Raw genomic sequence first — 25737 nt, forward strand, 5'->3', positions numbered from 1 at the left:
CGGGCATGCGCACCTCCTCCGTGGCCGGCGCTCTCGTCGGCGCACTCGGCGTCGTGTGCGGTCTCGGGGCGTGGCAGCTGGCGGCGACCGTCGGGCCGCTGTCCTCGTCGCCGCTGCCCACCGCGACTGAGGCGATCGGTGAGGCGGTGCGCATGCTCGGCACCGCACAGCTCTGGGAGGCCATCGGCGCGACGCTCGCCATGGCCCTGCTCGGACTCGTCCTCGCCGTGGCGGTGGGAGTCCTCCTGGGCGTCGCGATCGGCACGTCGCCGCTCGCGCTGCACGCCACCCGCGTCCCGCTGGAGTTCCTCAAGCCCATCCCGCCCATCGTGATCCTGCCCATCGTCGTCCTCGTGCTCGGTCCGACCTCCGGGATGGGTGTGTTCCTGGTGTTCTTCGGCTGCGTGACGGCGATCGCGGTGCAGTCGGCGGCCGGCGTCTTCGACACCGACCCGGTGGCGAGGGCGACGGCGCGGTCGTACGGCATGGGGTCGGCCGAGATCCTGGGCCGGGTGGTGCTCCCCAGCGCCCTGCCCTACATCGGCACCGCGGTGCGTGTCGCCGCACCCACCTCGCTCGTCGTCGCCGTGGTCGCCGGACTCCTCGGTGGCGGTCCAGGGCTCGGACAGAGCCTGCTGCTGTCGCAGATCTCCGGCAATCAGCCGCAGCTGTTCGCCTATGTCGTCATCCTCGGCGTGCTCGGCCTGATCATCCAGGGTCTGAGCCAGCAGGGGGAGCGGATGCTGCTGCACTGGCACCCGCAGTACCGGAAGCAGGACCACCGATGACCCTGACCACCTCCATCCAGACCAGGGCCCGCGTGCGCCGCAGCAGGTCGCAGAGCGGGTCGCCGCGGTGGATCCTCATCGGCGCCGAGATCGCAGTGCCCGTCGTGCTGCTCGCCGCCTGGTGGCTCGCCTCCGCCGGGTCGACGAACACCTTCTTCCCTCCGCTGCAGACCATCCTCACCCGCCTGGGGCAGCTGCTGCAGACGCCGGCGTTCCTCGGCAGCGTCGCCTCCTCGGTCGGCAACCTCGCGCTCTCGTTCGTGCTCGCCACCCTCATCGGCGTGATCCTCGGCTGCGCACTCGGGCTCGTCCGACCGCTGAGCTGGTTCGCCGAGCCCGCCATCCACTTCTTCCGCGCCATCCCTCCGGTGGCTCTCGTGCCGATCTTCGTGTCGCTGATCGGCTTCGGCAACGAGACCCGCGTGCTGTCGATCACGTTGGCCGCGGTGTTCCCCATCCTCATCTCGACGATCGACGGCATCAGGGCGGGAGAGCCGACGATGGAGATGGTCACCAGGGTCTACCGGCTCACCCCGGCCGAACGCCTGTTCCAGGTCGTGCTGCCCGGCGCGGGGCCGCGCATCCTCTCCGGCATGCAGGTCAGCCTCATCACGGCGTTCGTCGTGATGATCGCCAGCGAGATGCTCGGGTCGTCGACCGGACTCGGAGCGGCCACGCTGCTCGCGCAGCAGTCGTTCGCGATCCCCGACATGTGGGCGGGCATCCTCGTGCTCGGCATCATCGGCTACGCGGCCACGGCCGTCTTCACCCTCTTCCGGCGCCGCGTGCTGCGCTGGTACATCGCCTCGCAGCAGCAGGAGAAGAACTCATGACCATCGCAGAACAGGCCCCCGTCCGCCTCAGCGTCGCAGGCCTCGCCAAGTCCTATCAGACGAAGAACGGTCCGGTCCCCGTGATCGCCGACCTCACCTTCGACGTGCGCGTCGGGGAGGTGTGCTGCATCGTCGGCCCGTCCGGCATCGGCAAGACGACGCTGCTGAAATGCCTCACCGGGCTGCAGAGCATCACCGCGGGAACAGCGGCCATCGACGGCCGGCCCATCGACGGGCCGCCGGAGGAGATGGCCCTGGTGTTCCAGGAGTACACGCGGTCGCTCATGCCGTGGCTCACGGTGGAGAAGAACGTGCGGCTGCCGCTGAAGCACCTGCGGCTGCCCGTCGCCGAGCGTGAGGAGCGGGTGTCCGCAGCGCTCGCCGCGGTCGGTCTGGCCGGAGCCGAGTCGAAGTACCCGTGGCAGCTCTCCGGCGGGATGCAGCAGCGCGCCGCCATCGCCAGGGCCATCGCGTATCGCCCCGAGGTCCTCGTGATGGACGAGCCCTTCGCCTCCGTCGACGCGCAGACGCGCTTCGAGCTGGAGGACCTGTGCCTGCGCATCCGCGAGCAGTTCGGCATGACGATCGTCGTCGTCACCCATGACATCGACGAGGCGGTGTACCTCTCCGACCGCGTCGTCGTGCTCGGCGAGCGACCCGCGAAGGTGACCGAGATCATCGAGATCGACTTCGGCGGCCCCCGCGATCAGCTCCGCACGCGCGCACTGCCCGCCTTCGCGGAGCTGCGGACGGAGATCTTCGAGCTGATCAGGAGGGCCGGCTAGATGGCGGATCGGACGGCACGCGGATACGAGGCGTTCGAGGGGCGGGTCGCCGAGTTCACCTCGGACTCCGCACCGTGGTGGCCCGCGCCGCGACGGGCGCGGAGGAAGGCCCCGAACATCATCGTGATGCTCATCGACGACCTCGGGTTCAGCGACCTCGGCCCGTTCGGGAGCGAGATCGAGACGCCGCACATCGACGCCCTCGCCGACGACGGCTGGGTCTTCACGAACTACCGCACGGCGCCGATGTGCTCGCCGGCCAGGGCCGCCCTGCTCACGGGCCTCAACCCCCACCGCGCCGGCTTCGGCTTCGTCGCCCACATCGACCCCGGCTATCCGGGGTTCAGCTGTGAGCTGCCCGCCGACGCCCCGACGCTGGCGGAGTCGCTGCGCGCGGGCGGCTATGCGACCTTCATGGTCGGGAAGTGGCATCTCACGCTCGAATCGCGCCTGCACGACGGCGCGGATCGCGCCAGCTGGCCGCTGCAGCGAGGGTTCGACCGGTACTTCGGCAGCATGGACGGCTTCACCTCGCTGCACCATCCGCACCGCCTCGTGCAGGACAACTCCGTCGTCGGCATCCGCGAGTTCCCCGACGGGTTCTTCCTCACCGACGAGCTCACCGATCGCGCGATCGGGATGATCGACGACCTCCGGGTGAACGACCAGGAGAAGCCGTTCTTCCTCTACTACGCGCACACCTCGGTGCACGGGCCCATCCAGGCGAAGGACGCCGACATCGAGAAGTACCGCGGCCGCTACGAGGCGGGGTGGAGCGCCCTTCGCGAGGAGCGCTTCGCCCGTCAGCGCGAACGGGGAATCGTGCCGTCGCACGCCCGGCTTCCGGAGGACGCCATCGCGGACGGCGACCGGATCCCCTCCTGGGATGCGCTGGGCGAGGACGAGCGCCGCCTGTTCGCACGGCACATGGAGGTGTATGCAGCGGCGGTCGACGAGATCGATCAGAGCGTCGGGCGGCTCCTCGAACGGCTGGAGCGCAGCGGAGAGCGCAACAACACGATCGTCATCCTCGCGAGCGACAACGGAGGGACGGCCGAAGGCGGTCCGAGCGGCACGCGCAGCTACTTCGCGCAGTTCGGCACGCACGGAGGGATGCCGGAGGGCTGGGTGACCGATGTGCCCCGCGACGTCGAGGAGATCGGAGGGCCGCGGCTCTTCGGGCAGTACCCCACGGGGTGGGCCCGCGTCTCGAACACCCCGTTCCGCTCGTTCAAGTCGACGACCTACGAGGGCGGGGTGCACGCTCCTCTCATCATCTCGTGGCCGGATGCCCCCATGGAGGGCGGACTGCGCGACCAGTTCGTGTTCGTCTCCGATCTCGCTCCCACGCTGCTCGACCTCGCCGGCGTGACCCCGCTCTCCGAGCGCGGTGGTCGCACGGCGCAGGACATGGACGGCGGCAGCATCGCGGGCGTGCTCGCCGATCCCGACGCCGAGGGGCGCGAGGCGCAGTACTTCGAGTGCGTCGGCCGCCGCGCACTGGTGGAGGGCGAGTGGAAGGCACTGTCGGCGACGGCGCCGACGAAGGCCGAGGGCGCCGAGGGGGGCGAGTGGGAGCTGTACCACCTCTCCGCCGATCCCACCGAGACGGTCGACCTGTCGGCGGAGCATCCGGAGCGCGTGGCGCGGATGGCGGAGCGCTGGCACGCGGAGGCCTGGCGCAACACCGTGTTCCCGCTCGACGACGACGGCTCCCTCTTCCGGCTCCGGCCAGACACGGAGGAGCCGCTGTCGGCGCCGATGACGCTCGTGCCGTTCCGGCCCCCGCTGGAGCGCTTCCGCTCGGCGAAGCTCACGGTGCTGCGCTCCTTCACGATCGAGATCGAGATCGAGACCCGCGCGGAGGCGGCGGGCGTCATCGTGGCGCACGGTGACCAGGGCGGCGGCTATCTCCTCGCCGTCGACGACGGACGGCCGCTCCTCGTGTACAACGCGTACGGCGCCATGCACCGCGCACGCGGCGATCGCCTGGGGGAGGGCGCGCATCGTGTGCTCGTCCGTTTCGACGAGCGACCCCACCTGCGCTGGCGCCTGGGCGTCGACGTCGACGGCGTCGAGGTCGCGGTCGTCGAGGACGTGCCCATGCTGCTCGGGATGGCCCCGTTCACCGGCATCAGCGTCGGCTACGACTACGGGGGTCCCGTCGACTGGGAGCTGCACGAGGCGCATCGCACCTATCCGTTCGGCGGGGGCGAGCTGCGATCGGTGCGGTACGTGCCCGGCCGGCGCTCCTCCTATGACGGGACCGTGCTGCGGGCCGTGGGCGAGGCGGTGCAGGCGATCGCCGACTGAGCGCGCAGGTGCGGCGCGGCGCGGTCAGAGCGCGCAGCGGAATCCGAGGTGCGTTGTCGCCGAGTCCTCGGTCTGCGAGGAGCGGGCGGCCGGGCGGTAGCGGAGGCAGTACTCGGGGGCGCAGAGGTGCGAGCCGCCCTTGGTGACGCGCCGTGCAGGTCCCCGTGCTGCCGAGTCGAGGAGGGTGACGCGGTCGCCGGGCTGAACCGTCGGGGTCATGCCGTGGCGCGGGGTCCAGGCATCCGCCGTCCACTCCCACACGTTGCCGATCATGTCGCTCAGACCGTACCCGTTGGCGGGGAACGCGCCGACGGGCGAGGTGCCCGACCAGCCGAGGGCTCCGGTGCTCCGGTAGGGGAACTCGCCCTGCCAGGTGTTGGCCATGAGGATGCCGGACGGTCGCAGCTCGTCGCCCCACGCGTAGCGCGCCCCCACGAGTCCGCCGCGGGCGGCCCACTCCCACTCGGCCTCCGTCGGCAGACGCTTGCCCGCCCACTCCGCGTAGGCCAGAGCATCCGCGAAGGCGATCTGGACGACCGGGTGATCGAGGATCTCGTCCACGTCCGATGATGGACCCTGCGGCGCCCGCCAGTGCGCTCCGGGCTGCCAGCGCCACCACTGGCGCCAGTCGCCGAGGTCGACGGGGCCGGCGGTGGGGGTGAAGACGAGCCCGCCGGGGACGAGCGTCGCGGGGTCGGCTCCGGGGAAGTCGGCGGGATCGAGCGGGCGCTCCGCGACGGTCACGTACCCCGTCTCGGCGACGAAGCGGGCGTACTCGGCGTTGGTGACCGGATGCTCGTCGATGTCGAAGGCTGCCACCTCGCGCTCGACGACGGGTCCCTCCTCCGGGTAGTGATCGTCAGAGCCCATCCGGAGGAGCCCGGCGGGGATGCGCACCATCCCGTGGCTCATCGCAGCGCCGACAGCACGGAGAAGACCAGCGCGACGGCTCCGAAACCCGCACCGAGCACGGCGAGGAGGACGAGCATGGCGCCGCCGTGCGGGGAGACGCCGGTCGCGCCCGAGAGGAACGCGCCCAGCCTGCGCTGGCGTCGGTGGGCGGCGAACCAGAGGGCGCATGCGGAGAGCAGCCCGACGATGCCCGGAGCGAAGCCCCAGAACGTGGCTTCCGGGGGCAGGGCGATCGGCAGGACGCGCAGCGACAGCAGCGAGCCGATCGCGATCGAGAGCGCCGTGCGCCGCCACGCGAGCTCGGTGCGCTCGAGCTGCAGCCCCGGGTCGAACGGGCGGTACGCCGTCATCGCCACAGCACACCGGCCGTGACCAGCAGCCCGACGACGACGACCACGACGGCGAGCAGCAGGGCGGAGAAGGCTCCGGGGAGCGGCCGGGACAGGCGCAGGGCGCGCTCGGCGCGCATCCACTCCCACCAGGCCAGGGGAGCGACCGCGGTGCCCGTCACGATCAGCAGCAGCGACGCGGCGAGCCGGAACCCCGGGTGCAGGTCGAGGCCGAGCACTTCGAGGGCGACGCCGCCGGCGATCAGCGCGAGTCCGGTGCGCGTCCAGGCCAGGAAGGTCCGCTCGTTCGCCAGGGAGAACCGCGGATCCGGCTCGTCGCCGACGGAGTAGACGGAGCGGGGGAAGCGGCGCATGGGCTCATCGTATCGATGCATGGTCAGCCGGCCGCGAACACCTCTCGGCCGGAGAACCACGTGGAGAGCACGCGCGTCTCGATGATGCGCTCCGCGTCTCCCGCGATCGCATCCCGCTCCAGGACGACGAAGTCGGCGGACTTGCCCACCGCGATCGACCCGGTCTCGTCGCCGAGGCCCATGGCCGTGGCGGCGTTGATCGTGAAGACCTCCAGGGCCTCTTCGGCGGTGATCGCCTGCTCCGGCCACAGCACGCCGGGCGCGCGGTGCAGCGGATCGGCGCGGGTGACCAGACCCTGCAGTCCCTCCAGCGTGTTGGGCGATTCGCACACCGGCCAGTCCGACCCGCCCGCGACCAGGGCGCCCGCGTCGAGCAGCGCCCTGTTCGGCTGGGAGTGCTCGGCGCGCTCGCCGAGCACATCGGCCAGCGCCTGCGTGATGACACCGGGGAACCAGATGAACGGGGAGATGTCGGCCGACACGCCCAGCGCGTGCAGGCGGGGGATGTCGGCATCCGCCAGGAACTGCCCGTGCGCGATCTGGATCGGCGTCGTGAAGCCGTCGGCGCGGATCCGCTCGGCGACGTCGAGCACGAGACGGGCCGAGCCGTCGCCCGTGCAGTGCACCTTGGCGCCCAGCCCGCGCTCCGCGACCGTGCGGAGCCAGCCGTGGAGCTCGTCGAAGGTCATCGTCGTCTCGCCGTGGAAGTGCGCGCCGTGCGCGGCATCCGCCACATACGGTTCGAGGAACGACGCCGTCCTCGCCGGCGGCACCCCGTCGAGGAAGATCTTCACGAAGTCCGGCCGGTGGTGCGGCGTGCGGAACTCCTCGCCGCGCTCGACGAGCGCCTGTCCGATCGGGTCGAAGCCGAAGATCTCGTCGTTGATGAGCAGCGATGACACGACCCAGGCGTTCAGGTCGCCGTCGCGGTCCAGCGTCGCGAGCGCCGAGAGGATGTCGGTCGAGACCCCCGCATCCTGGAAGGTCGTGATGCCGAAGGAGTTGAGCAGCTCGACCCCGCGCCGAGAGGCGGCGACGTGCTGCTCCGCGGTCAGGCCGCCGCTGCGGTCGTACGCCTCCTGCACGGGGATGCCCGCCGCTTCCAGCAGCACCCCGGTCGGGGTGCCGTCGTCGGGATCGAGGATCGTCACGCCGCCCGAGGGGAGGCCGTCGGCCGTGATGCCGGCGAGCTCCAGGGCGCGCGTGTTCGCCCAGCGGTTGTGCCGGGAGTCCTCGACGATCACGACGGGCCGTCCACCCGCGGCCTCGTCCAGCCGCAGGCGGGTCGCCGTGTTCGCGAGCGTCGGCAGCAGCGTCGTCGCGACGACCCCGCCGATGATCCACGCGTCCTCGGGAAGGGTCGCCGCCTTCTCGGCCACCCTCTCCAGGATCTCGTCGAGGGTGAGCGACGGGGGCAGCGAGAGCTCGAAGAGCTCGGTGCGACCGGCGAGCGCGTGGTGGTTGTGGACGTCGACGAAGCCGGGGTAGACCGCGGCGTCGCCGACGTCGAGCATCCTGGTCTCGGGCCCGCGATGGGCGGACACCGCAGACAGCGCGCCGACGGCCGAGATCCGGCCGTCCCGCACCGCGAACGCCTCCGCGAACGGCTGCGACCGGTCGGCGGTGCGGATCACCGATCCGGTGACGATGAGGTCTGCGGCATCCGTCATCTCAGATCCTTCCGAACTCCGCGGGCTCCAGGCCGGCGCTGTGGTGAGTGGTCGAGATGAGGCGGCCGTGCGCGCCGAACGTGAAGTGCGTGGGGATCTCGCCCGTCTCGTCGAGCCCGAACAGCACGCCGTGCGAGCGGATGGCGTTCACGTCGCGGTGGTCGGCGATCGTCACGGATGCGCAGGGGATGACCTTCTCACGCCACGCGAAGATGTAGATGCCGGGGCGCACCTCCCACACGGTGTTCTCGTCGGTGTCGGCGAGGCCGCGCTCGGGGCCGGCGAGGCACTGCCACGAGTACCAGCGCTCAGACAGGTACACGTGCTCGTAGGCGTGCTCGGTGCTGTAGACCCACTCGACGCGGCGGCCGATGAGGGACGTGGTGGGAGCGGCCTCTGCTCCGGTGACCTCCGCGCCCTCGATGATGCTCGGGGCGAAGACGTGCTGCACGCGCGTCTTCCCCTTCTCGGGCGCGGGGAGGATGAGCGAGATCACCGCGAGCGCACGGCCGTGCCGAAGATCGAGCACGAGGGAGACGGCCTCGTTCGGCAGGTAGTCGTGGTGGAACTGCACGTAGAACAGGTCCTCGTCGACCTCGACGGCCTCGTAATCGTCGGTGTCGGATGCCGCGGCGGTGCTGTCATCGGCGCCGGGCTGGTAGTCCCAGGTGACCGTGGTGTCGGCGAAGCGGTGCACGATGCGGGTGCCGCGCCCGTCGACGACGGTGATCTCGCGGCCGCTGAGGGCGGTCGTGTGCGGGGCCTTGTTCGCGTCGAAGCCGGGGGCGAGGCCCTCGAGGGGCAGCCAGGTCGAGGTGTCTGCGGGGTTCAGGGTCGTCATTTCTTCTCCTGTCGGATGGGGCGGGTCAGCGGGCGCTGACGCGCTCGAGGTCGGTGGCGAGACCGTCGTACACGGCCGGTCGGGACTTCTTCAGGTACGCGCCGTAGACGATGCCGCCGATCACGGCGAGCACGAGCAGCAGCGGCATCAGGCGGATCGCGAGCTCCTGGGAGCCGGCGACGATGTCGAAGTTCACGATCGCGAGGATCGAGATCGCCGCGATGCCGAGGAAGCCGATGCCCGGCGCGATGAACGTGCTCCACCACCGCGGGTCGCCCTTGCGGCGGAAGTACACGACGATCGAGATCGCCGCGAGGCCCTGCAGGATCAGCACGCTGAGCGTGCCGAAGCCGAGCATCGCGGGCACGAGCGTGACGATCGGGTCGGCTCCGGCGATCGCGAAGATCACGGCGACGATCGCGGCGAACGACGCCTGCACGATGCCGGCGAGCTGCGGTGCGCCGTTGGTGCGGGTGCGGGAGAGCGCCTGCGGCAGGATGCGGGCGCGGCCGAGGGAGTAGAGGTAGCGCGTGGCGGAGTTGTGGAAGGCGAGCATCGCGGCGAAGAGGCTCACGAGCAGCAGGATCATCATGACCGTGGTGAGCGGGCCGCCGAGGTACTGCTGCGACAGCGTGAAGATGAGGTCGCCGGTGGGCAGGTGCTCCACCGCGGTGGCCTGCGCCTGCGCGACGCCGGTGGCGCTGACGACGGCCCAGGTGGTGACGCCGAGGATGATGCCGATCGCGATGATCGCCGTGTACGTCGCGCGCGGGATCGTCCGCAGCGGCTGCTTCGCCTCCTCGCTGAACAGCGCCGTGGCCTCGAACCCGAGGAACCCGGTGGCGGCGAGCAGCAGGCCGATCGGCAGAGAGCCCGAGAGCACCCACTCCGGGCTGAACGCCGCGACGTCGTAGCCGGTCTGCACGAGCACGGAGATGTCGAACACGACGAGCATCAGCGTCTCCAGCACCAGGCACACGCCGAGGATCTTGGAGCTGAAGTCGACGCCGACCCTGGCGAGCACGAAGCACACCACGATCGAGGCGAGCCCCCAGACCAGCCAGTGCACGTCGAGGCCGGTGAGGTCGCGGATGATCGTCTGCATGAAGAAGCCGCTGGTGCCGATCGTGCCCACGACGAAGAAGTTGTAGCCGAGCGTCGCGATCAGCCCGGCGATCAGTCCGCCGGTGCGGCCGAGGCCCTTCACCACGAAGGCGTAGAAGCCGCCGGCGTTGACGAGCTGCTTCGACATCTGCGCGTAGCCCACCGCGAAGAGCAGCAGGATCGCCGCGACGATGAAGAACGACATGGGCGTGCCGCCGCCGTTGCCCAGCGCGATGGCGAGCGAGGCGACGACGACGATGCCCGTGAGCGGCGCGACGGCGGCGAGCACGAGGAAGACGATGCCGGCGACGCCCAGGGCTCCTGGGCGGAGGGAGGTGTGCTCTGCGGATGGTGCGATCGGATCTGCCACGGCGGCTCCTTTGCTCGGTGACGGCCGTGCGCGCACGGCATCGACGACGAGGGGGATCGTCGATAGAGCGAGTCTGCTCCGCCCTCGTCGCCCGCGCTTGACCCTGAGTGAAAGACGATGGTGTCAGCGTGCACAGCCGCGTCGGGGTGCTTCGACGTCGAGGACGCCGCAGAGCAGGATGACTGTCAGGACGCCGCCGTCCTCCGCGTCGACAGATGCGCCGGCGGGGTCAGGAGAGGCGACATGGACCTGCATCTGAGCGGTACGACCGCCCTCGTCACCGGGGCGGGGAGCGGCATCGGCAGGGCCGTCGCGCTCGCGCTCGCCGCCGAGGGGGTGCGCGTCGCGCTTCTCGATCGCGACGGAGCGGCCCTCGCGCGGACGGCCAGCGGATGCCCGGGCGCCCTGCTCCTCGTGGCGGACGTGACGGACGAGGCGCAGGTCGCCTCGGCTCTCGCGCGGGTCGACAGGCTGGACGCTGTCGTGTGCTGTGCGGGGATCTCCGGCCCCGTGGGCGCCGGCATCGAGGACGTCTCGCTCGCGGAGTGGAACGCGGTGCTCTCCGTCAACGTCACCGGGCCCTTCCTCGTGCTCCGCGCGGCGCTGCCCCTGCTGCGCGCATCGGCCGCGGCATCCGTCGTCCTGATCTCCAGCGACTCCGCCTTCGTCGCCTCTCCCGGCATGGCGCCGTACTGCGCGTCGAAGGCCGCGCTGGTGCAGTTCGGCAGGGCGCTGTCGGTCGACCTCGCGGGCACCGGCATCCGCGTGAACACCGTCGCCCCCTCGGTCGTCGACACCCCCATGAGCCGCGGAGACCTGGGCGACACGGCTCTCGACGAGGCGGCGTTCCCCGTGCAGACGGCCGACGAGGTGGCCGCGCACGTCTCGTACCTGCTGTCGCCGCGCAGCCGCGCGGTCAACGGCACCACCCTTCTCAGCGACTTCGGGTACACCGCCCGGTCGGGATTCCCCGCTTGAGCGCGCACGCGCCAGACAGACAGGAGCAGCACATGGGACTCGTAGTCGGATCGACGGTCTCCGGACGCGTCGTCGTCATCACCGGAGGCGGCACGGGCATCGGAGCGGCCATCGCCGAGCGGTACGCGGCCGAGGGGGCGCACGTCGTCGTCGTCGGACGCCGGGCCGAGCCGTTGCAGGCGGTGGAGAAGGCGGTCGGCGCGCACGCGATCATCGCGGATGCCGCGGACACGGAGTCCGCCAAGGCCGCAGTGGCCGAGGTGCTGGCGACGTTCGGCCGCATCGACGTGCTGGTCGCGAACGCCGGAGGCCACGGCTTCTCACCGGTCGGCGACACCGATGACGCGGGGTGGGACGCCGCCATCCGCGCCAACCTCACGACGGCGTTCGTCATGGCGCGCGAGGCGCTGCCCGCACTGCTGGAGTCGAAGGGGCAGATCGTGATCGTCTCGTCGCTCGCCGGGCTCTTCGCGGGGCCGTCGGTGGCCGGGTACACGGTCGGCAAGCACGCGCTCATCGGCCTCACCCGTACGCTCGCGCGCGACTACGGCAAGCACGGCGTTCGTGTGAACGCGGTGTGCCCCGGGTGGGTGCAGACGCCGATGGCCGACGACGAGATGGACGAGTTCGCCACGCACGCCGGCCTCGGGTCGCGCGAGGAGGCCTACGCCACGGTGACCGCTGACGTGCCGCTGCGGCGCCCCGCGCGTCCGGCCGAGATCGCCTCGGTCGTGCGCTTCCTCGGATCGGGCGAGTCGTCGTACATCACAGGCGCCGTCATCGTCGCCGACGGCGGCTCGCACGTGGTGGACGTGCCGACGATCGCCTTCGACCACGCCGGGATGTAGGGATCGCGGCGGGGTCGGGGATCGGCGCAACAGCCGGACGGGTTCCCCGTCGTTGAGCGATCGTGTCTGACGGCTCTGTTCCGGAATATTAGCCTGAACAGCCGAAAACCGGCCTCGAATGTCGGTGGCTCTCGGTTGGATGGAGTCATGAGCAGCACCGCCGGCATCCTCGATCGGGTCGTCACCGACCTCGATCTGATGCTGGGTGCCGTCGGGTTCGGCGGGCTGTCCGCGACCGAGCGGATGGACGTGCTCAGAGGCGCAGGCGAGGCACTGCGGCGGCTCGAGGCGATCGTCGTCGAGACGGTCGCCGATGCCGATGCCCGAGAGCTGCCGGATGCGTTCGGATGCCGGTCGCTGAACGAGCTCCTGCAGCGCGTGCTCCGCGTGGATGCCGCGACTGCGGCGCGCATGGTGAAGTCGGCATCCGCCCTGCGTCGAGAGCTGAGCCTGCTCACCGGGGAGCGCCTGCCTGCGCGGTGGCCTGCGCTGCGTGAGGCGATGCTCGACGGGGAGGTGGGCGTCGCCGGACTCCTCGCTGCGACCGGCCCGATGGAGCAGGCCGGGGATCGCATCGGCGCAGCCGACCGTCTGCGCGCCGATGCCGAGCTGGCAGATCAGGCGCGGGGCATCGTCAGGGAAGACGACGGCCGTACGACTGCGGTTCCGCCCGCCACTCCCGACGACCTGCGGCAGTACTCGCAGCTGATCGCGCTGTACCTCGACCCCGACGGCTCGACGCCGATCGAGGCGCGCGCGTCGCAGCGGCGCTCCGTGGTCATCGGGCGGCTGCGCGACGGCGCCTATCCGATCCGCGGTGCTCTCCTGCCCGAGGTGTATGCGCAGCTGCAGCTGATCTTCGACGCCCAGCTTAATCCGAAGGTCGAAGGACCCGCCGATCTCGGCGTGATGTTCCGACCCTCCGAGGAGCTGACGGGAGATGCGCGTCCTGACGCGGAGCAGCGGGGCGACGCCGACTCGCGCACGCGGGCGCAGAAGCAGCACGATGCGCTGGCCGCCGCACTGGGCATCGCGGCTCGACACGACGACATGCCGTCGCTCGGCGGCGCGGCCCCCACCCTCGTGGTGCACGTCGACGCGGCGCAGATCTCTGAACGCGAGAGCGGCGGATGGGCGACCATGCCCGGCGTCGAGGCGCCTGTTCCGGCATCCGTGGCGGTCCACACCGCGTGCTCAGGGGCTGTGCAGCGCGTGCTCTTCGACGAGGGCCGCATCGTCGGGATCAGTGCGACCGACCGCGTCTTCACGGCGACTCAGCGCCGCGCGATCGTGCTCCGCGACGGCGAGTGCCTGATCCCCGGATGCCACGTCCCCGCGTCGTGGTGCGAGATCCACCACGTCACCGAGCACGCGCGCGGCGGCCCGACCCACACCGACAACGGGGTGCCCCTGTGCTGGCATCACCACCGGACCCTGGATCGCTCCGGATGGGAGATCCGGATGTCGGAGGGTGTTCCGCAGATCAGGGGTCCCGGATGGTGGGATCCGAGTCGCGAGTGGCGTGAGCAGCGCCGACCGAGACGCGCTCTCATCGCGGTCGCCTGAGCAGGCGGTGTCTGTTCGGCGACGCCGTCCGTTCGGCGACGCCGGGCGCAGGGCGGGAGCCGAACTCCCGGGCCCGACACGCCGGCGTCCCGACGCAGACTTCGCGCGACGCCTGACCTCAGCCGACGTGCAGCTCGAACCCGCCGTCGACGGCGACCACGGCCACCTGGGTGAGGTCGGCGACGTGGTATTCGGGGGAGTGGGAGGTCGCGTGGGCGCCGACGCCGATCACGCGCATGCCCGCGGCGTGGGCGGCCTGGATGCCGGCCCCCGAGTCCTCGAAGACGACGCAGTCGGCCGGATCGATGCCGAGGAGTTCCGCGCCGAGCAGGAAGCCCTCGGGGTCGGGCTTCGACCTCGACACGTTCTCCGCCGTGACGGTGAGCGCGGGCACGGTGAGCCCCGCCTCGCCCATGCGGGCGTTCATCAGTCGCACGTCGGCCGACGTCACGATCGCGTGCGGGAACGGGAGGAGGTCGGCGAGGAGCACGTCGGCTCCCTCGATCGCCACGACGCCGTCGACGTCGCTCGCCTCGTTGGCGAGCATCTCCCGGTTCTCCTGGAGGTTGATCTCGTGGTCGCGCTCGGGGAGCATGATCGCCATGCTCTGGTGCCCCTGACGGCCGTGCACGACGCTGAGCACCGTGGCGGGGTCGATGCCGTGGGGCGCAGCCCAGGCGAGCCAGAGCCGCTCGACCACCGCGGTCGAGTCGACGAGGGTCCCGTCCATGTCGAGGAGGGCGGCGCGGACGTGGACGATCTCGGTCATGCTCCCAGGCTAGTGCCGCCGCATCCGTCCTTCCTGGGCGCGGACGGGTCGGGTAGCGTCGACGGGAAAGACCGAGGGGGCAGGATGCGGAGAACGCGCAGGGCGATGCTGATCACCGGGGGTGTGCTGCTCGTCGGGCTCGCGCTCGCATGGTTCGCGGTGCGCAACCACGAGGCGATCCACACGATCGTCGGCATGGACACCGTGCTGGGGTGGATCACGCACGGCGCCGCTCTGCTGATCCTGGCCGGCGGAGTCGCCCTCCTCGCCGGAGGCGTCTTCGGGAGCGCCCCTCAGGACGACCCCGAATGACGGCCGGTCAGCCGCCGAGGTAGGCGCGATGCAGCAGTTCGGGGTCGCCCTTGAGCTGCTCAGACGTCCCCTGGAACGAGACCTGACCGCCCGCGACGACCACGGCCTCACGAGCCAGCCCGAGTGCGAGCTGCGTGAACTGCTCCACGAGCAGCACGCCGACCCCGGACTCGGCGATCGACTTCACGATCGGCATGAGCCGCATGAACACGACGGGCGCGAGCCCCAATGACATCTCGTCGATGAGCAGGATGCGCGGTTTCGCGGCGAACGCGCGCGCGAGCACGACCATCTGCTGTTCGCCGCCGGACAGCAGGGCCGTGGGGGAGTCGATGCGCTTCTCCAGTTCGGGGAACTGCTCGAGCGCGGCATCCAGCTCCGCCGGGGTCCTCGCGGTGAGCGAGATGTTCTCCCGCACGGTGAGCGAGGGGAACACGGCCCGTCCCTGCTCGATGTGCACGATCCCGCGCCGCGCCCTGGCGACCCGTGACAGCTTGTCGATCGGGTCGCCGTCGAGCGTCAGCGATCCGGCGGAGTGCGGGGTCACGCCTGACACCGACTCGATCAGGCTCGTCTTGCCCGCGCCGTTCGGTCCCACGAGCGCCAGCACCTCTCCGCCGCGCACGGTGAGCGACACGTCGGAGATCACCGGCCCGGCGCCGCGGCTGACGGTCACACCGTCCAGGACGAGTTCGCTCATGACAGCAGCTCCGTCTCTCCCATGTACGCCTTGACGACGTGGGGGTTCGCCAGCACCTCGGCCTGGGGGCCGCTCGCCAGCACCTTGCCGAAGTCGAGCACCGTGAGCATCGGGCACACCGAGCGCACGAGGTCGAGGTCGTGCTCGATGATGATCAGCGCCACGCCGTAGCGCGACGGCAGCTCCCGCAGGCGGGCGGCGAGAGCCAGGTGCTCCTCGTGCGACAGCCCGGCGGCCGGCTCGTCGAGGATCAGCAGCCGAGGACGCGAGATCACGTTCGCCGCGACTTCCACCAGCCGCCGGGTGCCGACGTCGACGCTCGACAGGCGGGCGCGGGCGGGCGGGCACCCGAAGAACTCGAGGACCTCGTCGATGTCGGATGCCGCGAGCCGCCGCCGCGCGACGAACCGCACGTAGGCGCCCACGGTGAGCGCGGGCGGCACGCGGTCCTGCTGGAACGTGCGCCGCAGTCCCAGCCGGGCCCGCCGCGTGGGGGAGAGTCCGGCGAGATCGCGGTCGCCCAGCAGCACACGGCCGCCGTGCTTCGGCAGGAACCCGCTGATCGCATCGACGAACGTCGACTTGCCCGCGCCGTTCGGCCCGATGAGCCCCATGATCGATGCGGCGGGCACCTGGAACGACACGTCGTCGAGCGCCTTCAGGGCGCCGAACTGCACGGTGAGCCCCTCCACGGTGAGCACGGGGGCGCCGTCGAGCGCGGCCTCGTCCACCGTCGCGGTGGTGGTCGTCGTGATGGCCGCGGCGTCGGCGGGAGCATCCGGGGGCAGCGCTGTCAGCGCCGCGCTCGCGGTCCTGCGGTCGGCGCGGCGCCAGAACACGTCGCGCACGGTCTGACCGAGGTTCGTCCCGCCGGTCAGCGCCTGCACCCCGAGCACGCCGAAGACGACGAAGCCCCAGTTCTGGTCGATGCCCCAGCGCTTGAGCAGCTCGGGCACGAGGACCCAGAGGATGCCGCCGAGGACGGCCATGTCGATGAGGTGCGCGCCCGACATGATCGCAAGGACGTACAGGGCCAGTGACTGCAAGGGCGTGAAGCTCGATGCGAACGGCAGCTGCACCTGTCCGGCGAGCAGGCCACCCGCGATGCCGCCGAGGGCGGCGGAGACGGCGAAGGCGGTGAGCTTGGCGACCTGCACGCTCTGCCCGGCCGCGGCGGTTCCGCGCTCGGAGAAGGCGACGGCCTTCCACGACGAGCCCCAGCGTCCGCGCTGCAGGAAGAACACCCCGAGCGCGCAGACCGCGAGAACCACGATCGACAGGAAGAAGAACTGCCGGTCGTTGGAGAACAGCTCCGGCCGCTCGATCGACGTGCCGTCCACCGAGCCGGGGAACTGGATCTGCACGAGCGTGACGTCGGCGGCTGCCGCGAACCCGAGGGTGACGACGGCGAGGTTGACGCCGCGCAGGCGCAGAGCGGGAAGCCCCACGAGGACGCCGACGAGCCCTGCGGCGACGCCGCCGAGCACGAGCCAGACGATGAAGCCTCCGGGGGCCTGCATCACGTTCAGCAGCGAGACGATCCACGCGCCCACGGCGGCGAAGGTCAGCTGGCACAGGGCGATCATCCCGGCGGAGCCGGTGACGATGCCGAGGCCGAGGATCGCGATGGCGGCGACGACGGCGCTGATCGCGAGGAACACGAAGTAGCCGGGAAGGGCGGCGCTGAGGATCGCGCCCACCCCCACGGCGACGGCGGCGATCGCGAACGGCCAGACGGCCTTGACGACGCGGTTGTCGGACAGGGGCGAGCGGTCAGCGAGCGGCATCCCACACCTCCTTGCGCTGGGTCCACAGGAGCAGGACCACGATGAACAGGAACGGAAGGAAGTTGCGCACCAGCGCGACCTCGTCGATCTGCGCGACGAGACCGCCGAGCACGCCGAGCACGATGCCGCCGACGACGGCGAGGTCGAGCCGCCGGAAGCCGCCGAGGAGCGCCGCGGCGGCCGCGGGGACGATGAGCATCGACAGCCCGGTGGCGTCGCTGGACTGGGTCGGAGCGACGATGATGATCGCGATCGCGCTGATCACCCCGGTCACGAACCACACCGAGATCGACAGCGGACGCGAGCGGATGCCGAGCAGCTCGGCCGTGGTCGGCCGCTCGGACAGAGCCCGCAGCTGCGTGCCGACCCTGGTGCGGCGGAGGATGATCCGCACGACCACGGCGGTGACGATGGCCATCAGCACGGTGGCGACGGTGACCTGGCTGACGACGACGCCCCCGAAGGAGAAGGCGGGGCCCGCGATGATCGGAGTGAAGGGCTGCGGCTTGTTGCCGAACAGGATGAACGACAGCGAGATCAGCAGGAGCAGCGGACCGACGGTCATCGCCGAGCGGGTCGTCGTAGAGGCCTCGGAGAGCCAGGTCGCGGCGATCCAGCCGATCGCCGCGGCGAGGAGCCCCGCGACGAGGATGCCGAGCACGGAGCCGAGCCAGATCGGCAGCCCGAGGCTGCTCACGAACCACACGGCCGTGAACGCGCCGAACATCCCGGTCGCGGCCTGGGCGAAGTTGACGACCCGCACGAGGCGGCTCATCAGCGTCAGGCACACGCCGAGGACGGCGTAGAGTCCGCCGGCGGCGAGACCGGCTATGGCGCCTTGCAGCATGAGGCGTCCTTTCTGATCTGAGGGGGGAGGGGAACTCGAGCGTCGAGCGGGGAGGGCCCCGGTCGTTGAGCGAGCGAGATCCCCGGTCGTTGAGCGAGCGAAGCGAGACGAAACGCCGCGACGGACGTTCGGCGCCGGATGAGGCGTTTCGTCTCGGTCGCTCCGCTCCCTCGCTCAACGACCGGGTGGTGCCGTTCGCTCAGCGACCGGGGCGGTGATGCCCTTCTCGCTCAACGACCGGGGGAGGCGGACTACTCGCCGATGCGCAGCCAGTCGTCGGCGACCTTCTCCCAGGCGTTGGTGCCGGACTTCAGGATGATCGGCCAGCCGGCGGTGTTCTGCGTGCCGAACGCGTAGGGCGTACCCACCATCGGATTGTCGATCGCCTTCATGTCCTGCAGCGCCGTGCTGACGCTCTCCCGCGTGATGTCGCCCTTGATCGACTTCAACACCTCGATGAAGTACGTCGCCGCGAGGTAGCCGCCCTGGCTGAACGACGTGAGCGGGATGTCGTTCTTCTCCATCAGCGCTCGCCAGTCCTTGTTGATGTCGTTGTCGTCGGTGAACGGGTAGAACTCGGCGGGCACGTAGATGCCGGCGCCGGCGTTGTCGACCGCCTTCGCGAAGTTCTCGCTGTAGACGCTCGTCAGGTAGAGCCAGGTCACGTCATCCCAGCCCTGCGCGTTCGCGGCCTTGACCTGGCCGATCGCGTCGGGCTCGACCGGGTTGATCGCGAGGGCCTTGCAGCCCTGCTCGCGCGCCTTGACGATGTAGGGCGTGTAGTCGGATGCTCCGTACGGCACGGTGTCGTCGACGTACTTCGGCTTCTTGCCGGTGATCTCGGTCCACTTGTCGATCGCGGCCTGGTAGGTCGGGCGCGTGGAACCGGCGATCTCGAGCAGGACGCAGATGTCGTCGAGCCCCAGGACCTCGGAGCCGTACTGCAGCGTCAGGGTCATGTCGTTGAACGGGCCGACGTTGGCGGGGGAGATGTTCTTGCTGTCGAAGCATCCCGTGTCGACGCCGATGCCGGGGATGGAGAGGATGCTCTCCTGCTCGTAGTACTTGGCGTTGATCTCGCACTCGATGAGGCTCGCCGAGCCGACCAGCGCGACGGCGCCGTCGCTGCCGACGAGCTCGCGGGCCGAGGCGGTGGCCGTGGCGGGGTCGCCCTTGTCGTCGAGCGCCTTGTAGTCGATCTTCTGGCCGTTCAGGCCCCCGGCCTCGTTGAAGGCGTCGAAGACGGCGGCCGCCGCCTGCGAGGCCTCGGGGAAGGTCGCCGGTCCGCTGATCGTGTTGACGGAGCCGACGACGATCGAACCGCCCCCGCCTCCGCCCGATCCGCCGTCGTCGGCGCAGCCGGACAGGATGAGGGCTGCCACGGCGATAAGGGCCGCAGTGCCTGCTACTCGCTTGTTCATGTGCTTCCTTGCCTCTCGATTTCGGGTGTTGCTGTGCCGACGGGTCAGCCGCGCAGGGCGCGATTGACCAGTTCGGTGTCGGTGAACTGCTCGAAGGCGGTGACCCTGCCGTCGGTCAGCCGCCACACGTGGGCGACCCTGGCGGCGAAGAAGCGCCCGGTCAGCGTGTAGGTGCCGGAGTAGGTGCCGATGCCGACGACCACGTCGCCGCCGTCGACGACCTCGTCGATCGCGACCGTGTAGTCGTCCCACTCCTCCTGGATCCGCTGGAAGACGCCGGCGGCGACCGCGTCGGGGCCGATGTAGGTGCCGGCGTAGGGGAACCCCGCCGCCTCGGTCCACTGCACCTCGTCGGCGAGGGGGGCGAGCATCCCGTCGAGATCGCCGCGGTCGCTCGCGGCGTAGTGCTCGCGGATGATGTCTGCGTTGCTCATGTGCGCGCTCCTCGATCAGACGGGCTGGGCGTCGGGATAGGTGACGGAGCCGAGGGGATAGATGTGGCCGCCGCCGCGGGAGTGCTCGGCGTCCCCGTCTCCGTTGAGGCCGAGGAAGATGCCGGTGGTCATGAGCTGGTATCCGAGATCGTGCAGCCAGACGCTGGCGACGGCGATGCGGAACTCGCGGAAGCAGAACAGGTACAGTCCGTCGGCGAACTTCCAGACGGTCGAGAGATCCATGTCTCCGTGGCCGCGCTGCACGCCCTCCAAGCACTGCCAGGCGTAGCGCTGGCTGGAGACGTAGACGTGCTCGTACAGGTGGTGCGGGCTGTACCGGTAGACGTTGCGCTTGCCGATGAGGTCGCGGCTCGGACCGGGTATCTCGCCCGTCGGATCCCCGCCGTCGACGGTCGCGGCCCAGAACTCCTGGCCGACCTGCGGCTCGCCGGGGAGAGCCTCGGCGGCGATGCGGGAGCGGACGACCGTCGCCCTGCGGGTCGAGGTCGAGTAGACGACGGTGATCGCCTCGCGCTCGCGGCTCTCCAGCGGGATGTTGACGAACACGACGTCGTCGCGCACCGCGACCGCGTCGTACGGGTCGGTCCCCGCGGCGTCGAACCCGGTCCACGTCGCGGCCACGGAATCGAACACGAGCGAGAAGGCCGAGCCGTCGTCGAGGGTGAGCGCCACCGCGGTTCCCGCGAGGGACACGTTCGGCAGGCGGAAGGTGTCGATGCCCGCGGCGAACTCGTCGTAGGTGCGCCACTCGTCGAGTGCCGGGTCGGTGGAGATGTCGGTCATGGAGGTCCTGACGTCGCACACGGCGGAGCATCCTCGCTCCGGGCACCGCAGCTTCGCGGTGCGCTTGCCTCATGCTCGATCCGGGCGCCTCATCCGCTCAAGGCGCGCGCGACCATCGCGCGCCGAGAGTCAACCGGCGTGCCCTCCGGGGCAAGTGCAGGATGCGGGGCGACGGCTCTCACCCGCGCACCGATGCGAGCAGCGGCGCGCCACGACGACGACGGCACGGGCGCGCTGGGCGGCGAGAGGATGCCGGTCGCCGCGCAGCGGCCGTCGGCGAGCCGTCAGTGCGCGGCGCGGTACTCGCTGGGCGAGATGCCGAAGGCCGTCTTGAACGCGCGGCTGAAGTGCGCGGCGTCGACGAACCCCCAGCGCGCGGCGATCGCCGCGACCGGACGGTCGGCGAGCATGGGGTCGAGCAGATCCCTGCGGCACTGCTCGAGGCGTCGCGTGCGGATCCAGGTCGACACCGTGACGCCCTGCTCCTGGAAGAGCCCGTGCAGGTGCCTGGTCGAGATGTAGTGCGCCGATGCGATCGAGGCGGGCCCGAGGTCGGTCGAGGCGAGGTTGCGGTCGATGTAGGAGCGGATGCGCTGCACGAGCGCGCGGTGCGGATCGGCGGAGACCTCGTCGAGACCGAGCTCGCGGGTGAAGACGGTGGACACGAGGTCGAGAGCGCTGTGCGCGAGGCGGGCGCCGGTGGTCCCCGCGAGCTGGTCGAGATTGCCGGCGAGCTGGGTCAGGTAGGGCACGACCATGCCGCCGAGCCCCTCCTGACCGGAGATGCGCACGGCCGTCAGCTGTCCGATCATCTCCGGCGGCAGGCTGATCAGATGCTTCGGGAACATCACGACCATGGTGCGGAAGTCCTCGTCGAACACGAGGGAGTACGGGCGGTCGGTGTCGTACACGGCGAGGTCGCCGGGGCGCAGCACGGCCTCCCGGTCGTCCTGGATGAGCAGGCCGGTGCCGGCGAGCATCAGGCTCAGCTTGAAGTAGGAGCGATCTCCGCGGGCGATGAGCTCGGGGGTGCGCTCGACCACGTGCGACGTCGCGCGCAGGTCCGTCACGTGCACTTCGTCGACGGAGGCCGCGCGGATCATGCCGCGGAAGTGGTCTGCTCCGCTGCTGGAGACCTGCAGGGGGACGAAGGACTCCGACACCGCGGCGCGGAACTCGCTGATGTTGCGCGCGACGAGAGTCGACACCGATTCGGCGGAAGCCGTGGGTGCACCGTTCATGAAAGATCACCTCGGGTGGTGGAACGACGACGTTGTATACGATCCGTTCCGTGATGTTATCACCGACTGCGCCCGCCCCGCGCGGCTTCTAGGATGTGGAGCGGAGGGCGGAGCATGAAGAGGATCGGCGAGCAGGCCATGCGGGTGCTGCGACAGCTGCGGGGGCCGGACACATCCGATTCCGTGTTCGAGGCGACGGCGCTGATCGTCGGGACGCTGTTCCTCGTGCTGGGGTTCGTCATCGCCTTCCCGGTGTTCTTCGGGCACGAGCTCGCGATCAGCGGATCCGGCTCGATCGGCGGCTTCGCCGCGTACGGCGGGGCTCTCACCGCCGTGCTCGCGTTCGTCCTCGGACGGGTCGCCGTGCGTCCGGTCGAGATCGCGGAGGATGCCGTGCGCGACGGTTTCAGCGTGCCGGGGGACCGGCTGCGCTGGTACGACCTCGCGGCGATCGCCTTCGCGCACGCGGCGATCGCGTATCTGGGCTGGCTCGGCATCGCGAAGCTGCTCGAGCTCAGCTTCATCGGCGCGCCCGTGTTTGCCTTCCCCGGCGCGATCCTCGTCAGCGTCGCGTTCGCGCTCACCGCCTACGTGAGCTTCCTCAGCGCGGTGGCCCTCACCCCGATGGTGCTCTCGCTGGTGCTGGCGGTGTTCCTGGTGGTCGGGGCGTTCGCCGCGATGCTCGCCTCGAGCGACGAGAACTGGTGGCGCGACAACCTCTCCGCCCTGGGCATGAGCACCAACAGCGCGTCGATCGCGTTCAACGCGACGCTGATCATCGCCGGCGTCATGATCACCACGATCTCCCGCTACGCGACGGCCGGGCTGCCGGTCGACGACGAGAAGGATCGGCGGGGTCGCTTCCTGGTGCGCGGCGGGCTGATCCTCATGGGCGTCTTCCTCGCCTGCGTCGGGATCTTCCCCGTCGACGAGTTCTTCCTGCTGCACAACACCGTCGCGACCGGCATGGCCGTCGTCTTCGCCGTGGTCGTGGTGGGCCTGCCCTGGTTCCTGCGGACGATCCCCCGCGTCTTCGTGCTGTTCGGGTGGGCGTACGTGCTCGTGATCGCCGTGCTCGGGGCGTTCTTCGCCGTCGGCTACTACAACCTCACGGCCGTCGAGCTGATCGCCGCCGTCCTGATCTTCAGCTGGATCATCGTCTTCCTGCGGACCGCTGGGTCCGTCGTCGGCAGCACGGCGGGCGACCCGGTCCCGGTCACCGCAGAGGGGTGACCGAGGCCGGGCCGCCCGGTTCGTCGTCGCGCTGACTCAGCCGCGGCGTGCGCGGAGGCCGAGGACGGCGGCGAGGAGGCCGACCGCGGCGATCACGGCCGCGCCGACGAACGCCGCGCTGTAGCCGGCGGCATCCCCGCCGTCGACGCTCGCGCCGGCGCTCACCGCGGTGAGCACGGCGAGCCCGACCGCGGAGCCGATCTGGTAGCTCGTGTTGACGAGGCCGGACGCGACGCCCGCCTCTTCCGGCGGCGCGCTCGCGATCGCCGTGCTCAGCGACGGAACGAAAGCGAGCGCCATGCCGGATGCGGCGACCAGGGACGCGGGCAGCACGTGGGCCGCGTACACGCCGTCGGAGGGAGCGAGCGCCAGCCAGCCGACGCCGACGCCCAGCAGGACGAAGCCGGATGCCACCATGGTCCGCGTGCTCAGCCGCGCCGACAGGCGAGGGGCGACCAGAGTCATGCCGATCACGATCAGCACCGTCATCGGCACGAGCGCCGCGCCCGCGGCGAACGCTGATGCGCCGAGCACGTTCTGCAGGTACAGGTTCAGGAAGAACCACATCGGGATCCAGGAGGCGCCCAGCAGGAGCTGGGCGATGTTGGCGCCGGCCAACTGGGGCAGACGCAGCATCCCGAGGCGCAGCAGCGGCTCGGCGGCGCGAGCCTGCCGGGCGACGAACAGCCCGAGGAGCAGGATGCCCGCGCCCAGCGATCCGGTGGCCTCGATGCTCAGCCACCCGATCTCCGGCGCCCGCACGACGCCGTACACGACCAGGGCGAGGCCCGCCGTGCCCGCGATCGCGCCGAGGAGGTCGACGCGACCCGTCGCTCGCACGCCGCGAGGGAACGCGATCGGTGTGAGAGCAAGGATCGCGATCGCGATCGGCACGGTGATGTAGAAGACCCAGGGCCAGCCGAGGTACTCGGTGAGCAGTCCGCCGAGGAAGACTCCGGCCGTGCCGCCGATCGGGGCGGCCGCGCCGTAGACGGCGAATGCGCGGGGGAGCTGTGGCGTCCCGCCGAACAGCGTCATGAGCAGCGTCAGCGCGGCGGGCGCGATCAGCGCGGCCCCGGCGCCCTGCACGGCGCGGGCGGCGATCTCGACACCGGCGTCTCCGGCGAGGCCGGCGGCGAGGGAGCCCGCGAGCAGCACCGCCCACCCGATGGTGAACATGCGTCGCGCCCCGAAGAGGTCGGAGAGCCTCCCGCCGAGCAGCAGCAGTCCGCCGAAGGCGATCACATAGGCGTTGAAGACCCACGACAGGGCCTCCTGCGCGAATCCGACGTCGCGGGCGATGTCGCTGAGCGCGACGCCGATGATCGACGTGTCCATGATGACGACGAACTGGGCGGCGGCGATGAGCGCCAGTCCCAGTCCGCGGCGGGGGGCTCTCGGGAGCGGGGCGGCTCCGGCGTTCTGTGTCGTGGACACGGGATTCCTCTCGATCGGGACGCCGACGGCCGGCATCCTCTGAAAGGACTCAATGGAATACCCCCCTAGGGTATTCCCGACGGCATGCGAAAGCGTCGTCCGAGGGGGCGGAGTCACTCGGCGCGCAGCTCGCGGGTGGCGTCGGCCGTGCGCTGCAGGGCGTGCACGGAGTGCGCGTGTCGCCGCTGCGCGACGCCGACGAACACCGCGTCGACGAGGGCGAGCTGCGCGATGCGGCTCACCATGGCGCCCGCGCGGAAGCGCGACTCCCTGGCGTGCGTGAAGAGGGTGTGATCCGCCCCACGGGCGAGAGGGGAGTCGGGGGCGCCGGTGATGCCGATCGTGGCGGTGCCGTTGTCGCGGGCGGTCTGCAGGAAGCGCACGGTCTCCAGCGTGGTGCCCGAGTTCGAGAAGCCGATCGCGACCGACTTCGTGGCGCTGAGCGCGGCGGCGGCGCTCGCCTCGTGCGAGTCCGAGAGCACGATCGCCGATCGGCCGATCCGCAGCAGCTTGTGGCCCAGATCGTCGGCGGCGAGGCGGCTGGCGCCGATGCCGAAGAGGAGGATCCTGTCGGCATCGTCGATCGCGTCGACCGCGGATGCGAGCACGTCGTAGTCCAGGTTGCCGACGGTCTCCTCGATCGCCAGGAGCTCGAGGGCGGCGATCTTCGCGGTCGCCTCGCGCAGGGTGTCGCCGGCGGAGATCTCCGAGCCGAAGCCCGTGGGCATGCTGAACTGGGCGGACTCCCTGCCGAGCTCCGTCGCGAGTGACACGCGGAGCGCCGCGTAGCCGCTGACGCCGATGGCGCGGCAGAAGCGCACGACCGATGCGACCGAGGTGTCACACGCGGCGGCGAGCTCGTTGATCGTGAGGTCGACGACGATCGACGGGTTGTCGCTCACGGCGCGGGCGATGCGCGCGAGGGAGGGTGGCAGCGTCTCGGTGGCCGTGGCTATCGTGGTCTGGATGCTCATGCCGCCCTCTCGGTCGTGGCGGACCTCTCCGCGTTGAATAATTGTTTCACGCCCTCGCGACTATGCG

At 70.8% G+C, this 25737-nt stretch carries 25 protein-coding genes; 9 read left to right on the top strand and 16 right to left on the bottom strand.

All coding sequences use genetic code 11. From position 1 onward, the window contains the following. Positions 1-5: 5 nt before the first annotated feature. The 4 genes from ACFY5A_RS10550 to ACFY5A_RS10565 are packed head-to-tail and all read left to right on the top strand — an operon-like array spanning position 6 to position 4719. On the top strand, positions 6-788 hold the full coding sequence (locus ACFY5A_RS10550; protein WP_341939896.1) for an ABC transporter permease subunit: 783 nt from the start codon (positions 6-8) through the stop codon (positions 786-788). Further along, positions 785-1621: an ABC transporter permease gene (locus tag ACFY5A_RS10555; RefSeq protein WP_387233799.1), complete on the top strand. Its 837-nt coding sequence runs from the start codon at positions 785-787 to the stop codon at positions 1619-1621. The genes ACFY5A_RS10550 and ACFY5A_RS10555 overlap by 4 nt, the downstream gene beginning before the upstream one ends. Next, complete coding sequence (locus ACFY5A_RS10560) at positions 1618-2406, top strand: ABC transporter ATP-binding protein (protein WP_387233802.1); 789 nt, start codon at positions 1618-1620, stop codon at positions 2404-2406. Before ACFY5A_RS10555 ends, ACFY5A_RS10560 begins: the two co-directional genes overlap by 4 nt. After that, positions 2407-4719, top strand: a complete 2313-nt coding sequence (locus ACFY5A_RS10565) for an arylsulfatase (RefSeq protein WP_387233804.1) — start codon at positions 2407-2409, stop codon at positions 4717-4719. It begins immediately after the preceding gene. A 24-nt stretch (positions 4720-4743) separates the two neighbouring features. Here the strand turns inward: ACFY5A_RS10565 and ACFY5A_RS10570 are convergent, their stop codons facing one another. Genes ACFY5A_RS10570 through ACFY5A_RS10595 form a run of 6 tightly spaced genes read right to left on the bottom strand, consistent with a single transcriptional unit; the run spans position 4744 to position 10319 of the window. Next, on the bottom strand, positions 4744-5619 hold the full coding sequence (locus ACFY5A_RS10570) for a formylglycine-generating enzyme family protein (RefSeq protein WP_219844644.1): 876 nt from the start codon (positions 5617-5619) through the stop codon (positions 4744-4746). An 8-nt stretch (positions 5620-5627) separates the two neighbouring features. Further along, positions 5628-5981: a DUF202 domain-containing protein gene (locus tag ACFY5A_RS10575; protein WP_341939891.1), complete on the bottom strand. Its 354-nt coding sequence runs from the start codon at positions 5979-5981 to the stop codon at positions 5628-5630. Then, a complete protein-coding gene (locus tag ACFY5A_RS10580) occupies positions 5978-6334 on the bottom strand; it encodes a DUF202 domain-containing protein (RefSeq protein WP_341939890.1) in 357 nt (118 codons plus the stop codon). Before ACFY5A_RS10580 ends, ACFY5A_RS10575 begins: the two co-directional genes overlap by 4 nt. Positions 6335-6357: 23 nt before the next feature. Next, on the bottom strand, positions 6358-8004 hold the full coding sequence (locus tag ACFY5A_RS10585) for an amidohydrolase (RefSeq protein WP_387233809.1): 1647 nt from the start codon (positions 8002-8004) through the stop codon (positions 6358-6360). A 1-nt stretch (position 8005) separates the two neighbouring features. Continuing rightward, on the bottom strand, positions 8006-8845 hold the full coding sequence (locus ACFY5A_RS10590; RefSeq protein WP_105677014.1) for a molybdenum cofactor biosynthesis F family protein: 840 nt from the start codon (positions 8843-8845) through the stop codon (positions 8006-8008). Positions 8846-8870: 25 nt separating this feature from the next. Beyond that, positions 8871-10319 carry an APC family permease gene (locus ACFY5A_RS10595; RefSeq protein ID WP_341939887.1) on the bottom strand — a complete coding sequence of 483 codons (1449 nt, stop codon included), beginning with the start codon at positions 10317-10319 and terminating at the stop codon, positions 8871-8873. Positions 10320-10562: 243 nt separating this feature from the next. Between ACFY5A_RS10595 and ACFY5A_RS10600 the strand changes: the two genes are divergently transcribed. From ACFY5A_RS10600 to ACFY5A_RS10610, 3 genes are all read left to right on the top strand, one after another. Further along, entirely contained in the window at positions 10563-11297 is a 735-nt protein-coding gene (locus ACFY5A_RS10600; RefSeq protein WP_387233812.1) for an SDR family NAD(P)-dependent oxidoreductase, read from the top strand. Between the two features lie 32 nt (positions 11298-11329). Next, positions 11330-12145: an SDR family NAD(P)-dependent oxidoreductase gene (locus ACFY5A_RS10605; protein WP_105677011.1), complete on the top strand. Its 816-nt coding sequence runs from the start codon at positions 11330-11332 to the stop codon at positions 12143-12145. 147 nt (positions 12146-12292) lie between these two features. Continuing rightward, positions 12293-13711 carry a DUF222 domain-containing protein gene (locus tag ACFY5A_RS10610; RefSeq protein ID WP_387233815.1) on the top strand — a complete coding sequence of 473 codons (1419 nt, stop codon included), beginning with the start codon at positions 12293-12295 and terminating at the stop codon, positions 13709-13711. 118 nt (positions 13712-13829) lie between these two features. Here ACFY5A_RS10610 and ACFY5A_RS10615 read toward each other — a convergent pair whose 3' ends face one another. Then, the gene (locus ACFY5A_RS10615; protein WP_341939883.1) at positions 13830-14480 is read right to left on the bottom strand and encodes an HAD-IA family hydrolase; all 651 of its coding nucleotides are present in this window, start codon (positions 14478-14480) and stop codon (positions 13830-13832) included. An 84-nt stretch (positions 14481-14564) separates the two neighbouring features. On the opposite strand from ACFY5A_RS10615, the gene ACFY5A_RS10620 reads away from it, so the two are divergent. After that, on the top strand, positions 14565-14792 hold the full coding sequence (locus ACFY5A_RS10620; protein WP_387233818.1) for a hypothetical protein: 228 nt from the start codon (positions 14565-14567) through the stop codon (positions 14790-14792). Between the two features lie 7 nt (positions 14793-14799). Here ACFY5A_RS10620 and ACFY5A_RS10625 read toward each other — a convergent pair whose 3' ends face one another. The 7 genes from ACFY5A_RS10625 to ACFY5A_RS10655 form a co-directional block, all read right to left on the bottom strand. Next, the gene (locus tag ACFY5A_RS10625; protein WP_105677006.1) at positions 14800-15492 is read right to left on the bottom strand and encodes an ABC transporter ATP-binding protein; all 693 of its coding nucleotides are present in this window, start codon (positions 15490-15492) and stop codon (positions 14800-14802) included. Then, positions 15489-17279 carry an ATP-binding cassette domain-containing protein gene (locus tag ACFY5A_RS10630; RefSeq protein WP_387233822.1) on the bottom strand — a complete coding sequence of 597 codons (1791 nt, stop codon included), beginning with the start codon at positions 17277-17279 and terminating at the stop codon, positions 15489-15491. The genes ACFY5A_RS10625 and ACFY5A_RS10630 overlap by 4 nt, the downstream gene beginning before the upstream one ends. Further along, on the bottom strand, positions 17266-18126 hold the full coding sequence (locus ACFY5A_RS10635) for a branched-chain amino acid ABC transporter permease (protein ID WP_105677004.1): 861 nt from the start codon (positions 18124-18126) through the stop codon (positions 17266-17268). The genes ACFY5A_RS10630 and ACFY5A_RS10635 overlap by 14 nt, the downstream gene beginning before the upstream one ends. Positions 18127-18377: 251 nt before the next feature. Further along, a complete protein-coding gene (locus ACFY5A_RS10640) occupies positions 18378-19547 on the bottom strand; it encodes an ABC transporter substrate-binding protein (protein ID WP_341939880.1) in 1170 nt (389 codons plus the stop codon). Positions 19548-19591: 44 nt separating this feature from the next. Continuing rightward, positions 19592-19981: a nuclear transport factor 2 family protein gene (locus ACFY5A_RS10645; RefSeq protein WP_341939879.1), complete on the bottom strand. Its 390-nt coding sequence runs from the start codon at positions 19979-19981 to the stop codon at positions 19592-19594. A gap of 15 nt (positions 19982-19996) precedes the next feature. Further along, entirely contained in the window at positions 19997-20785 is a 789-nt protein-coding gene (locus ACFY5A_RS10650; protein ID WP_387233826.1) for a MoaF C-terminal domain-containing protein, read from the bottom strand. A 284-nt stretch (positions 20786-21069) separates the two neighbouring features. Continuing rightward, positions 21070-22026: a helix-turn-helix domain-containing protein gene (locus tag ACFY5A_RS10655; protein WP_105676999.1), complete on the bottom strand. Its 957-nt coding sequence runs from the start codon at positions 22024-22026 to the stop codon at positions 21070-21072. A 114-nt stretch (positions 22027-22140) separates the two neighbouring features. Between ACFY5A_RS10655 and ACFY5A_RS10660 the strand changes: the two genes are divergently transcribed. Beyond that, entirely contained in the window at positions 22141-23259 is a 1119-nt protein-coding gene (locus ACFY5A_RS10660; protein ID WP_223586832.1) for a DUF998 domain-containing protein, read from the top strand. Between the two features lie 36 nt (positions 23260-23295). Here ACFY5A_RS10660 and ACFY5A_RS10665 read toward each other — a convergent pair whose 3' ends face one another. Both ACFY5A_RS10665 and ACFY5A_RS10670 read right to left on the bottom strand, forming a co-directional pair. Then, positions 23296-24696 (bottom strand): MFS transporter, encoded by a 1401-nt coding sequence (locus ACFY5A_RS10665; RefSeq protein ID WP_387233829.1) that lies wholly within the window; start codon positions 24694-24696, stop codon positions 23296-23298. A 113-nt stretch (positions 24697-24809) separates the two neighbouring features. After that, positions 24810-25670: a MurR/RpiR family transcriptional regulator gene (locus ACFY5A_RS10670; RefSeq protein ID WP_341939876.1), complete on the bottom strand. Its 861-nt coding sequence runs from the start codon at positions 25668-25670 to the stop codon at positions 24810-24812. Positions 25671-25737 lie beyond the last annotated feature (67 nt).

Source organism: Microbacterium sp. NPDC012755 (genome assembly GCF_042901325.1).
GTDB lineage: Bacteria > Actinomycetota > Actinomycetes > Actinomycetales > Microbacteriaceae > Microbacterium > Microbacterium natoriense.

What these genes read in the sequence shown, in the direction of transcription:
- ACFY5A_RS10550 (WP_341939896.1), top strand. Translation starts at nt 6, where the DNA reads ATGCGCACCTCCTCCGTGGCCGGCGCTCTCGTCGGCGCACTCGGCGTC.
- ACFY5A_RS10555 (WP_387233799.1), top strand. Translation starts at nt 785, where the DNA reads ATGACCCTGACCACCTCCATCCAGACCAGGGCCCGCGTGCGCCGCAGC.
- ACFY5A_RS10560 (WP_387233802.1), top strand. Translation starts at nt 1,618, where the DNA reads ATGACCATCGCAGAACAGGCCCCCGTCCGCCTCAGCGTCGCAGGCCTC.
- ACFY5A_RS10565 (WP_387233804.1), top strand. Translation starts at nt 2,407, where the DNA reads ATGGCGGATCGGACGGCACGCGGATACGAGGCGTTCGAGGGGCGGGTC.
- ACFY5A_RS10570 (WP_219844644.1), bottom strand. Translation starts at nt 5,619, where the DNA reads ATGGTGCGCATCCCCGCCGGGCTCCTCCGGATGGGCTCTGACGATCAC.
- ACFY5A_RS10575 (WP_341939891.1), bottom strand. Translation starts at nt 5,981, where the DNA reads ATGACGGCGTACCGCCCGTTCGACCCGGGGCTGCAGCTCGAGCGCACC.
- ACFY5A_RS10580 (WP_341939890.1), bottom strand. Translation starts at nt 6,334, where the DNA reads ATGCGCCGCTTCCCCCGCTCCGTCTACTCCGTCGGCGACGAGCCGGAT.
- ACFY5A_RS10585 (WP_387233809.1), bottom strand. Translation starts at nt 8,004, where the DNA reads ATGACGGATGCCGCAGACCTCATCGTCACCGGATCGGTGATCCGCACC.
- ACFY5A_RS10590 (WP_105677014.1), bottom strand. Translation starts at nt 8,845, where the DNA reads ATGACGACCCTGAACCCCGCAGACACCTCGACCTGGCTGCCCCTCGAG.
- ACFY5A_RS10600 (WP_387233812.1), top strand. Translation starts at nt 10,563, where the DNA reads ATGGACCTGCATCTGAGCGGTACGACCGCCCTCGTCACCGGGGCGGGG.
- ACFY5A_RS10605 (WP_105677011.1), top strand. Translation starts at nt 11,330, where the DNA reads ATGGGACTCGTAGTCGGATCGACGGTCTCCGGACGCGTCGTCGTCATC.
- ACFY5A_RS10610 (WP_387233815.1), top strand. Translation starts at nt 12,293, where the DNA reads ATGAGCAGCACCGCCGGCATCCTCGATCGGGTCGTCACCGACCTCGAT.
- ACFY5A_RS10615 (WP_341939883.1), bottom strand. Translation starts at nt 14,480, where the DNA reads ATGACCGAGATCGTCCACGTCCGCGCCGCCCTCCTCGACATGGACGGG.
- ACFY5A_RS10620 (WP_387233818.1), top strand. Translation starts at nt 14,565, where the DNA reads ATGCGGAGAACGCGCAGGGCGATGCTGATCACCGGGGGTGTGCTGCTC.
- ACFY5A_RS10625 (WP_105677006.1), bottom strand. Translation starts at nt 15,492, where the DNA reads ATGAGCGAACTCGTCCTGGACGGTGTGACCGTCAGCCGCGGCGCCGGG.
- ACFY5A_RS10630 (WP_387233822.1), bottom strand. Translation starts at nt 17,279, where the DNA reads ATGCCGCTCGCTGACCGCTCGCCCCTGTCCGACAACCGCGTCGTCAAG.
- ACFY5A_RS10635 (WP_105677004.1), bottom strand. Translation starts at nt 18,126, where the DNA reads ATGCTGCAAGGCGCCATAGCCGGTCTCGCCGCCGGCGGACTCTACGCC.
- ACFY5A_RS10640 (WP_341939880.1), bottom strand. Translation starts at nt 19,547, where the DNA reads ATGAACAAGCGAGTAGCAGGCACTGCGGCCCTTATCGCCGTGGCAGCC.
- ACFY5A_RS10645 (WP_341939879.1), bottom strand. Translation starts at nt 19,981, where the DNA reads ATGAGCAACGCAGACATCATCCGCGAGCACTACGCCGCGAGCGACCGC.
- ACFY5A_RS10650 (WP_387233826.1), bottom strand. Translation starts at nt 20,785, where the DNA reads ATGACCGACATCTCCACCGACCCGGCACTCGACGAGTGGCGCACCTAC.
- ACFY5A_RS10655 (WP_105676999.1), bottom strand. Translation starts at nt 22,026, where the DNA reads ATGAACGGTGCACCCACGGCTTCCGCCGAATCGGTGTCGACTCTCGTC.
- ACFY5A_RS10660 (WP_223586832.1), top strand. Translation starts at nt 22,141, where the DNA reads ATGAAGAGGATCGGCGAGCAGGCCATGCGGGTGCTGCGACAGCTGCGG.
- ACFY5A_RS10670 (WP_341939876.1), bottom strand. Translation starts at nt 25,670, where the DNA reads ATGAGCATCCAGACCACGATAGCCACGGCCACCGAGACGCTGCCACCC.